Annotated in this window: 7 protein-coding genes; 2 read left to right on the forward strand and 5 right to left on the reverse strand. The window is 73.2% G+C overall.

All coding sequences use genetic code 11. The annotated features are described in order from the left end of the window. The coding region (locus BZY54_RS00675) for a GNAT family N-acetyltransferase (protein ID WP_143667966.1) at positions 1-217 on the reverse strand (217 nt) is incomplete at its 3' end. Positions 218-222: 5 nt separating this feature from the next. After that, positions 223-1,710, reverse strand: coding sequence for an acyl-CoA synthetase (locus tag BZY54_RS00680; protein WP_086722360.1), 1,488 nt, complete (start codon positions 1,708-1,710; stop codon positions 223-225). Between the two features lie 107 nt (positions 1,711-1,817). Here BZY54_RS00680 and BZY54_RS00685 point away from each other — a divergent pair, with 107 nt between their 5' ends. Both BZY54_RS00685 and BZY54_RS00690 read left to right on the forward strand, forming a co-directional pair. Then, complete coding sequence (locus BZY54_RS00685) at positions 1,818-4,229, forward strand: penicillin acylase family protein (protein WP_086722361.1); 2,412 nt, start codon at positions 1,818-1,820, stop codon at positions 4,227-4,229. Between the two features lie 194 nt (positions 4,230-4,423). Further along, positions 4,424-6,244, forward strand: coding sequence for a serine hydrolase domain-containing protein (locus BZY54_RS00690; RefSeq protein WP_086722362.1), 1,821 nt, complete (start codon positions 4,424-4,426; stop codon positions 6,242-6,244). Between the two features lie 189 nt (positions 6,245-6,433). Here the strand turns inward: BZY54_RS00690 and BZY54_RS00695 are convergent, their stop codons facing one another. The 3 genes from BZY54_RS00695 to BZY54_RS00705 form a co-directional block, all read right to left on the reverse strand. Next, positions 6,434-6,625, reverse strand: a complete 192-nt coding sequence (locus BZY54_RS00695; RefSeq protein ID WP_086722363.1) for a DUF2795 domain-containing protein — start codon at positions 6,623-6,625, stop codon at positions 6,434-6,436. 99 nt (positions 6,626-6,724) lie between these two features. Next, positions 6,725-8,302 carry a phytoene desaturase family protein gene (locus tag BZY54_RS00700; RefSeq protein WP_208640504.1) on the reverse strand — a complete coding sequence of 526 codons (1,578 nt, stop codon included), beginning with the start codon at positions 8,300-8,302 and terminating at the stop codon, positions 6,725-6,727. A 155-nt stretch (positions 8,303-8,457) separates the two neighbouring features. Then, positions 8,458-10,332, reverse strand: a 1,875-nt coding sequence (locus BZY54_RS00705) for a tetratricopeptide repeat protein (protein WP_086722364.1), incomplete at its 5' end; no start/stop codon positions are given.

The raw sequence follows: 10,332 nt of genomic DNA on the forward strand, positions 1-10,332 counted from the left end.
TAAGGGACAGCTCCCACCCCCGCCGCTGCTCCCCGATCCACCGGGCGGCACTCGGTTCGTCGTCCACGGGCACGCTCGTCCAGCGGCGCAGGGCGTCGTCCTGGTACAGCGAGGCCAGTTCTGCGGCGTCGGCCGGGGCCCACGGTCGCAGGAGGAGCGCCGGGGCGGACGCGGTGGCCTCGACGTGGAGCCGGTGGGTTTGGGCGTGTGCGGGCATGTGGGTCACCGGTCCCTCAGTTCCCGCTTGAGGATCTTGCCGCTGGCGTTGCGCGGCAGGTCAGACACGAAGAGCACCTTCTTGGGCGCCTTGAAGTGGGCGAGCCTCTCGCGGGCGTGGGCGATCAGCTCGGCCTCGGTGACCTCGCCGCGCGGGACGACGAACGCCGTGACGGCCTCGATCCACCGCTCGTCGGGGAGGCCGACCACCGCCACCTCGGCGACCCGCGGGTGCGTGTACAGGACGTCCTCGACCTGGCGGGAGGCCACCAGCACGCCACCGGAGTTGATGACGTCCTTCACCCGGTCGACGACCGTGTAGTAGCCGTGCGCGTCGCGCACCGCGAGGTCGCCGGAGTGGAACCAGCCGTCGCGGAACGCCTCGGCGGTCTCCTCCGGCTTGTCCCAGTAGCCCTCGCACAACTGCGGTGAGCGGTAGACGACTTCGCCGGGGGTGCCGTCGGGCACGTCCTTGCCCTCCTCATCGACCACCCGGGCGTCCACGAACAGCACCGGCCGCCCGCAGGAGTCCATCCGGCCCTGGTGCTCGTCGGGGCCCAGCACCATGGCCAGGGGGCCGATCTCGCTCTGGCCGAAGCAGTTGTAGAAGGCGAGTTCCGGCAGGCGGGCGCGCAGCCGTTCGAGCACGGGCACCGGCATGATCGAGGCGCCGTAGTACGCCTTGCGCAGCCCGTCCAGGTTCCGGGTGGCGAAGTCGGGGCGGCCCGCCAGGCCGATCCAGACGGTGGGCGGGGCGAACAGGCTGTCCGCGCGTCCGGCCTCCACCAGGTCGAGGATCCGGTCGCCGTCGGGTGCGTCGAGGACGATGTTCGTCGCGCCGACGGCGAGGTAGGGCAGCAGGAACACGTGCATCTGCGCCGAGTGGTAGAGGGGCAGCGAGTGCACGGGGCGGTCACCGGCGCGGAGGTCGAGGGCGGTGATCGCGCTCAGGTACTCGTGGACCAGCGCCCGGTGGGTCATCATCGCGCCCTTGGGCAGGGCGGTGGTGCCCGAGGTGTAGAGCAGCTGCACCAGGTCCTCGCCGCGCGGCTCGGGGCCGTCGTAGGGTGGCGCGGACGGCAGCGCGGCGAGCAGCGAGTCGTCGGCGTCCCGCAGCGGCAACGACCGTACGGACGCCGGGAGTCGAGCGGCAAGGTCGGGGTCGGCGAGGACGAGCGCGCTGCCGGATTGGCCGACGATGTAGGCGAGGTCGTCGCCGGTGAGGTTCTGGTTGACCGGCACGTGCACCAGGCCCGCGCGGGCGCAGGCGAGGAAGGCGATCAGATAGGCGTCGGAGTTGTGGCCGTAGGCGCCGACCCGGTCGCCAGGGGCGAGGCCCCGGTCGAGCAGGACGCCGGCCGCGCGGGAGACGGCGTCGTCGAGTTCGGCGTAGGTCCAGGAGCGGTCACCGTACTCGACGGCGACCCGCGCCGGGGTGCGTCGGGCGCTGCGCCGCAGCACTCCGTCGACCGTGCTCCCGTGTCCAGGCGTCATGACACATGATCCTCGGTCCGTCGGGGAGGGAGGTCAAGCACTCGGACTCGACACATACCGACTGGTACGCTCAACCGCTCCTTCCCTCAATGACGTTGGGAGGCACGATGCGCACCACCCGCTTCAGAAAGCTGCTCGTCGCGGCCGTCGCCCTGCTCACCGCGAGCGGGGCCCTGCCCGCCGCCGCGGCCCAGCAGCAGGGCCGGCAGGAACATCCCTCGCACGGGGGGCTGTCCGCCGTGATCCGCTACACCGAGTACGGCATCCCGCACATCGTCGCCAAGGACTACGCGGACCTCGGCTTCGGCACCGGCTGGGCGCAGGCCGCCGACCAGGTGTGCACGCTCGCCGACGGCTTCGTGACCGTGAGCGGCGAGCGCTCCCGCTGGTTCGGGGCCGACGCGGCGCCCGACTCCTCCCTGTCCTCCGCCACCACCAATCTCTCCAGCGACCTGTTCTTCCGCGGGGTACGGCAGTCGGGCACGGTGGAGAAGCTGCTCGCCGAGCCCGCGCCGCGCGGACCGAGCCGCGCCGTGAAGGACCTGACGCGGGGTTTCGCGGCCGGCTACAACGCCTGGCTGCGGCACAACCGGATCACCGACCCGGCCTGCCGGGGCGCCGCCTGGGTGCGCCCGGTCACCGAACTCGACGTGGCCGCCCGCGCGTTCGCCCTGTCCGTCCTAGGTGGTCAGGGGCGCGCCGTGGACGGAATCGCGGCCGCCCAGCCGCCCACCGCCCCGGCCCCCTCGAAGGCGTCCGGCGCGCCCGACGCCCACCGGGCCGCCGAGGCCGCCCGCGAGCTGTTCGCCGCCGACGACGCGGACATGGGTTCCAACGCGGTCGCCTTCAGCGGCGCCACGACCGCGAACGGCCGTGGCCTGCTGCTGGGCAATCCGCACTATCCCTGGCAGGGTGGCCGCCGCTTCTGGCAGTCGCAGCAGACCATCCCGGGCAAGCTGAACGTGGCGGGCGGCTCGCTGCTCGGCTCGGCGACGATCTCCATAGGCCACAACGAGCACATCGCCTGGAGCCACACCGTCGCCACCGGCGTCACCCTCAGCCTCCACCAGCTCACCCTCGACCCGTCCGACCCGACGGTGTACCTGGTCGACGGAGTGCGGGAGCGGATGACGAAGCGGGCCGTCACCGTGCAGGTGAAGGATGGCGCCCCGGTTACCCGCACCCAGTGGTGGACCCGCTACGGCCCCGTCGTCACCTCGCTCGGCGCCTCGCTGCCGCTGCCGTGGACGGCCACGGCGGCGTACGCGCTCAACGACCCCAACGCGGCCAACCTGCGCGCCTCCGACACGGCCCTCGGCTTCAGCACCGCGCGCAGCACCGCCGGCGTCCTCGCCTCCCTGCGCCGCACCCAGGGACTGCCCTGGGTGAACACCATCGCCGCGGACTCCTCCGGGCACTCGCTGTTCACCCAGTCGCAGGTCCTGCCCCGCGTCACCGACGAGCTGGCCCAGCGGTGCTCCACGGCGCTCGGGAAGGTGACGTACCCCGGCTCCGGGCTGGCGGTTCTCGACGGCTCGCGCGGTGACTGCGCGCTCGGCTCCGACCCCGACGCCGTGCAGCCGGGAATCTTCGGGCCGGCGAGGATGCCGGTCCTCAAGGACGCGCCGTACGCGGAGAACTCCAACGACAGCGCCTGGCTCGCCAACGCCGAACGGCCGCTGACCGGCTACGAGCGGATCTTCGGCACCATCGGCACCCAGCGCACCATGCGCACGCGCGGTGCGATCGAGGACGTGTCGGCGATGGCGCGCCGGGGCGGTCTGACCGTGCAGGACCTGCAGCGGCAGCAGTTCGCCGACCGGGTGCCCGCGGGTGACCTGGTCGCGGCCGACGCGGCGAAGGCGTGTGCCGCGCTGCCGGGCGGGACGGCGACCGGCAGTGACGGCACGGCGGTCGACGTGCGCGAGGCCTGCCCGGTGCTGGCGCGCTGGGACCGCACGGTGAACACCGGTAGCCGCGGTGCGCTCCTCTTCGACCGGCTGTGGCGCCGGCTGCCCGCGGACCGGCTGTGGAAGGTGCCGTTCGCGGCCGACGACCCGGTGCACACCCCGAACTCACTGAACACGGACACGCCTGTCTTCGCCACCGCCCTCGCGGACACGGTCACCGAGCTGCGCGCGGCGGGCATCCCGCTCGACTCCCCACTCGGGGAGCACCAGTTCGTCGTACGGGACGGACAGCGCATCCCGGTTCCGGGCGGCACCGAGTCGCTGGGCGTGTGGAACAAGGTCGAGTCCGTCTGGGATCCGGCGCACGGCGGCTACCCGGAGGTGGCGACCGGCTCGAGCTACATCCAGGCCGTGGGCTGGGACGGCAGCCGCTGCCCGGTCGCCCGGACGCTGCTGACGTACTCCCAGTCCTCCAACCCGGCCTCGCCGCACCACAGCGACCAGACGCGGTTGTTCTCAGCGGGGCAGTGGGTGACGTCCCGGTTCTGCGAGAAGGACATCCTGTCCTCGCCCGCGCTGCGGGTGGTCCGGGTGCGGGAAAGCCGCTGACGAATCCGTCCCAGGGAGGGTCGCACGGGTCAAAACGACCGTGTGCGGCCCCCTCTGTCATGCCGTCAGTTCCTCTCGATCTTCGCCGGCCTCCGCATGCCCCGTTGACAAGGGGCCACCTCTGACACGAAAGTTTCATCCCGCACGGCAGTTCCCGAAAGATACTTTCAGTCAGTACGACGGGAGGCCTCACGATGACCGACGGCGCGGCGGACAGAGACGGACGCGGGCTGACCCGTCGTCAACTGGGCCGAGTCTCCCTGCTCATGGGTGGTGCGCTGGGCCTCGCCGCCCTGCCGGCTGTGCCGGCCGCGGCGGCCGGTCCGCCCGCGTCCCCGGCCGATCCGGCGCAGCCTTCGACCGGCCGCCCCACGCTGCGGCACGGCTCGCCCGAGCAGGCCGGCCTGCTCGCCGCCCCGCTGCGCCAACTCGTCACCGATGCCGAGGCGTTCCTCGGCCCCTCCCCCAAGCATCCCTGGTACGCGGGCGCCGTCCTGCTCGCGGGCCGCGGCGGCACCGTGGCGCTGCACGAGCCGATCGGCATGGCGGTGCGCTACTCGGCGTACGACGAGAAGACCGACACGGGCGTGGAGTTCCCGGCGGACAAGCAGCTCCCGATGACCCGGGACACCGTCTTCGACCTGGCGTCCGTCTCCAAGCTGTTCACCTCGATCCTCGCCGTGCAGCAGATCGAGCGGGGTGCGCTGGAGCTGGAGGGCAAGGTCGCCTCGTACCTCCCGGACTTCGGGCGTGCGGGCAAGCAGGATGTGACCATCCGTCAACTGCTCACTCACACCTCGGGGTTCCGCGCCTGGATCCCGCTGTACAGCGTGCCGACGTACGAGCAGAAGCTGGAGCTGATCTGGAACGAGGCGCCGCTGAACCCGCCCGGCACCGTGTACCTGTACTCCGACCTGAACATGATCTCCCTGCAACTGGTCCTGGAGAAGATCACGGGCCGTGCGCTGGACGTGCTGCTGGCCGAGGAGATCACCGGACCGCTCGGCCTGCACCGCACCCGGTACAACCCGCCCGCCTCCTGGAAGCCGGACATCGCGGCCACCGAGGACGCCCGCAAGCCGTGGTCCGGTCTCGACCGGGGCCTGGTGTGGGGCGAGGTGCACGACGAGAACGCGTTCAGCCTCGGCGGCGTGGCCGGGCACGCGGGGGTGTTCAGCCGGGCCTGGGACCTGGCGGTGCTCGGCCGGACGCTGCTCAACGGCGGCGTCTACGGACACACGCGCATCCTGAAGCCGGAGTCGGTGGAGCTGATGTTCACCGACTTCAACACCGCCTTCCCCGGCGACGCGCACGGCCTCGGCTTCGAGCTCTACCAGCACTGGTACATGGGAGCGATGGCCACCCCGCACACCGCCGGACACACCGGCTTCACCGGCACCTCGCTGGTCCTGGACCCGACGACCGACTCCTTCCTGGTCGTCCTCGGCAACTCCGTGCACCCGGTGCGCAACTGGCGCTCCGGCTCGGCTCCCCGGGTCGCGGCCGGCAACAACCTGGCACGGGCCGTGGCCGTCCGCCCGGACCGGAGCCGCAGGGCCTGGTTCTCCGGCATGGCGAGCGCCACGACGGCCACCCTCGCCCTGCCCTCGCTGGACACCTCCGCCGGCGGCGCGCGGCTGCGCTGCTCCCTGTGGTGGGACACCGAGCCCGAGTCGGACGTGCTGGTCCTCGAGTCCACGGCCGATGGGGGCGCCACCTGGCAGCCGGTGCCGTTCACGACGACACACCAGGGCGAGCAGCCGGAGCAGCACCCGTCGGGCATCGCCACCGGATGGTCCGGCCGCGTCTGGCACCGGCTGACCGCCGACCTCCCGGCGGCCCGGCAGCTGGTGCTGCGCTGGCGGTACACGACGGACCGGCTGTACGTGGGACGCGGCGCCTACGTCGACGGCCAGCGCGTCGACGCCGCGGACGACCGCGTGCTGTTCGACGAGGCCCGTCCGGCGGACGCGGCCCGGGTGACCGCCACGGGCTGGACGGCGTCCGAGGACTAGGGTCTTTCGTTTGGATCAGGCCGGACCAGGGCTCGTGACCCGGCGTGATCCGAACGAGAGGTCCTGGCCGCGGCTCACTCCGAGCGCGTTGCGGGCCCGCTCCCCGGGCAGGGGTGCGGGCCCGCGGACGGGAGCGGGACCGTCACTCGGTGCGGACCGCCTCACTCGGTGCAGACGTCGCGCACGGTCTCACTCGTTGAAGACGGCCTTCTGCACCTCGTTCGGTCCGTCGAAGTGGTCCTGCTTCAGACCGTCGAGCCGGCTGACGATCTTCTCGTTCGCCTTGTTCCTCTTGGCACGCTCGACCAGGTGCTGCTTGTCGGTCGGGTAGTCCATGCCGCTGAGGGCCTTCTGGAGGTCGATGGGGCTGAGGTCGGCCATGGGAGCCTCCCGTGGGGGGTGGTACGGCCGCCGCGCGGGCGGCCCGAGTCGTACTGCGGAACTTCGCTCTCTCGGAGTGCCCCACCACGCCGAAGGCATTCAGCCGTCATGTCCCAGCCGCCCCTCCAGTACCGCCATGGCCGCGTTGTGCCCCGGCACACCGCTGACCCCGCCGCCGCGCACCGCGCCCGCGCCGCACAGCAGCACGTTGGCGTGCCGGGTCTCCACGCCCCAGCGGCCGGTCCCCTCCTGGGCGTACGGCCAGCTGAGCGCCCGGTGGAAGATGTTGCCGCCGGGCAGGCGCAGATCGCGCTCCAGGTCCAGCGGGGTCTTCGCCTCGATGCAGGGCCGGCCCTCGGCGTCGGTGGCCAGGCAGTCGGCGAGCGGTTCGGCGAGGTGGGCGTCGAGCTGCGCGACGGTCGACTTCAGCAGGTCGTCCCGTACGGCGTCGTTGTCCCCGGCGAAGAGCCGTGCGGGGGTGTGCAGCCCGAACAGGGTGAGCGTCTGGTAGCCCCGCTCCACCAGGTCGGGGCCGAGGATGGTGGGGTCGGTCAGGGAGTGGCAGTAGATCTCGGAGGGCGGCGCGGCGGGCAGCTCGCCCGCGGCTGCCTGGGCGTGCGCGGCGGCCAGCTGCCGGTAGCCCTCGGCGATGTGGAAGGTGCCGGCGAAGGCCTCACGCGGGTCGACGGAGGTGTCACGCAGCCTCGGCAGCCGCTTGAGCAGCATGTTCACCTTCAGCTGGGCCCCCTCGGCCGGCTGCGGCGGCTCGTCGCCGGTCAGCGCGGCCAGGGCCTGCGGGGAGGCGTTCACCAGGACGTGCCGGGCGCCGACCGTGCCCTCGCCCTCCGGCGTCCGGTAGGTGACCTCGGCTCTGCGGCCGTCGGAGACCACCCGGACCACCTCGTGACCGGTGGCGATGCGGGCGCCCGCCGCACGGGCGGCGCCCACGAGAGCGTCGGTCAGCGCGCCCATGCCGCCGACCGGGACGTCCCAGGCGCCGGTGCCGCCGCCGATCACGTGGTACAGGAAGCAGCGGTTCTGCGCCAGGGACGGTTCATGGGCGTCGGCGAAGGTGCCGATGAGGGCGTCGGTGAGGACCACGCCGCGCACCAGGTCGTCGGCGAAACGGTCCTCGACGGCGACGCCGATCGGCTCCTCGAACAGTGTCCGCCAGGCGTCCTCGTCGTCGACGCGGTGGCGCAGCTCCTCGCGGGTGGGCAGCGGCTCGGTGAGCGTGGGGAAGACCCGGCGGGCGACCTGGCCGGTCATGCCGTAGAAGCGCTGCCAGGACTCGTACTCGCGGTCGGAACCGGTGAGGCGGGCGAAGGCCGCCCGGGTGCGCTCCTCGCCGCCGCCCACGAGCAGCCCGGTGGGCCGGCCGTTCCGCTCGGTCGGCGTGTACGAGGAGATGGTGCGGGTGCGCAGCCGGACGCCCAGGCCCAGGTCGTCCAGAATCTTCCTCGGCAGCAGGCTGACCAGGTAGGAGTAGCGGGACAGCCGGGCGTCGACCCCGGCGAACGGGCGGGTGGAGACGGCCGCTCCGCCGGTGCGGTCCAGCCGTTCCAGCACCAGCACCGATCGGCCGGCCCGGGCCAGGTAGGCGGCGGCGACCAGCCCGTTGTGCCCGCCGCCGACGATCACGGCGTCGTACGTACCCTGTGCCTCGTGTGCGCTCATGGCTCTTGGTAACACGGGATGATCCACATCGGCCAGGGGTGCGCCGCGCGGTACGTACACCGGGTCCAGTGGTCCCGCTCAGCGGCCGCCACCTCGCCGACCGCACCTTTCGTTCAGCCGCGGCCCCCGCCCAGTGCCCGCTGCCCATGGCCCGCTCAGTGTCCGCTGCCCGCGGGCCGCTGCTGACGCAGCACGGCGACCCTGCGGTACAGCTCGCCCGCCTCGACGCCGCGGCCCAGCTGCTCCAGGCAGTGCGCCTCGTCGTTGCGGCTGGCGAGGGTGTCGGGATGGCCGGCGCCCAGGACCTGCTCGCGGGCGGCGGCCACCTGGCGGTACTCGGTGAGCGCGTCGGCCCAGCGGCCCAGCCAGCCCAGGCCCACGGCGACCTCGCGGCGGCTGACGAGGGTGTCCGGGTGCCCCGGGCCGAGGACGCGCTGACGCACGGCGCACACGTCACGGGACTCGGCGAGGGCCTCCTCCCAGCGGCCGAGACGGCCGAGGTTGACGCCGAGTCCGTGGCGGGCCCGCAGCGTCTCGGGATGGTCCGGACCGTGCACTCGGGTGCGGTCCTCGATCAGGGAGCGGTAGAGCCGGAGCGCCTCCGCGCTGCGGCCCAGCCGGCCCAGGCTGATGCCGATCTCGTAGCGGGCGGCGAGGGTGTCGGGGTGGTCGGGGCCCAGCACCAGGGCGCGGGCCTCGGCGACCTCCCGGTAGGTCCGCAGCGCCTCGGCCCAGCGGCCGAGCTGACCGAGCGCGTAGGCCACCTCGTACCGGGTGACCAGGGTGTCGGGGTGCTGCGGGCCCAGCACCCGGGCGCGGGCGGCGGCCACCTCGCAGGCCATTCGGTAGGAGTCGTCCGGGCGGCCCAGGCGGCTCAGGTTGAAGGCGAGGTTGTGCCGGCAGCGCAGGGTGTCGGGATGGTCGGCTCCCATGGTGCGCTCACGTGCGGCGAGCACCGCCGCGTACACCTGGTGCGCGTCGAAGTGGCGGCCCAACTGCCCGAGGACGTACGCCATTTCCTGCCGGGCGGCGAGGGTGTCCGGGTGGTCGGCGCCGAGCGCCCGGATACGGGCCTCGGCCACGTGCTTGTACTCGCGCAGCGCGTCGGCGGCGCGGCCGGTGCGGCTGAGGGTGAAGGCGACCTCGTAGCGGCTGGCGAGGGTGTCGGGGTGGTCGGGGCCGAGGAGCCGGGCGCGCTCGGCGGCGACCTCGCGGTGCGCCTCGCCCGCCTCGGTCCAGCGGCCCAGCCGCCCCAGGCCGAGGGCCTCGTGGTGACGGTCGGCGAGGGCCTCGACGATCTCCGGGTGCGGGGTGCGCCGCTCGTCGGACCCGGCGCCCGTGGCGGGGCGTCCGGTCCACGCGCCGGTCAGTCCCGCCGCCGCGTCCGGGGGTGTGCTGTGCGGTCCCGGCCCGGCCGCCTTGTGGCCGGTGGACATGTCGCGTGTCCAGGACGGCAGCCGGCCTGCCTCGCGTCCTGCCGGCTCGGGCAGGCCCGGCCGCGGGTGCGCGGTGACGACCGTGGGCGCGTACGGCGGCGCCACGCGGCCGGCGACGAGGCGGCGGGAGAGCTCGTTGGCGTCACCGGGGCGCTGCTCGGGGAGCTTGGCGAGCAGGTCGAGGATGATCCGCTCCAGGTACTCGGGGAGGTCCGCGCGGAGGCGGCGGGGCGGCGCGGGCGCGGTGTCGCGGTGGCCGACGAGCACCGCCCAGGCGTCGCCGAGGTCGAACGGCGGGGCGCCGGTGGCGATCTCGTACAACACGCAGCCGAGCGAGTACAAGTCACTTCGCTGGTCGACCTCGCTGCCGCTGATCTGCTCCGGCGACATGTAGTGGGGGGTGCCCATGGCGATGCCGGTGCCGGTCAGCCGGGCGGTGAAGCCGATGTCGCGGCCGAGACGGGCGATGCCGAAGTCGCAGATCTTCACGGTGCCGTCGGCGAGCCGCACGATGTTCGCCGGTTTCAGGTCCCGGTGCACGATGCCCTGCTGGTGGGTGTAGGCGAGGGCGGCGGCGACCTGTTCGGCGATCTC

Origin of the sequence: Streptomyces carpinensis (genome assembly GCF_002154505.1) — a bacterium.
In the GTDB taxonomy this organism is placed as follows: domain Bacteria; phylum Actinomycetota; class Actinomycetes; order Streptomycetales; family Streptomycetaceae; genus Streptomyces; species Streptomyces carpinensis.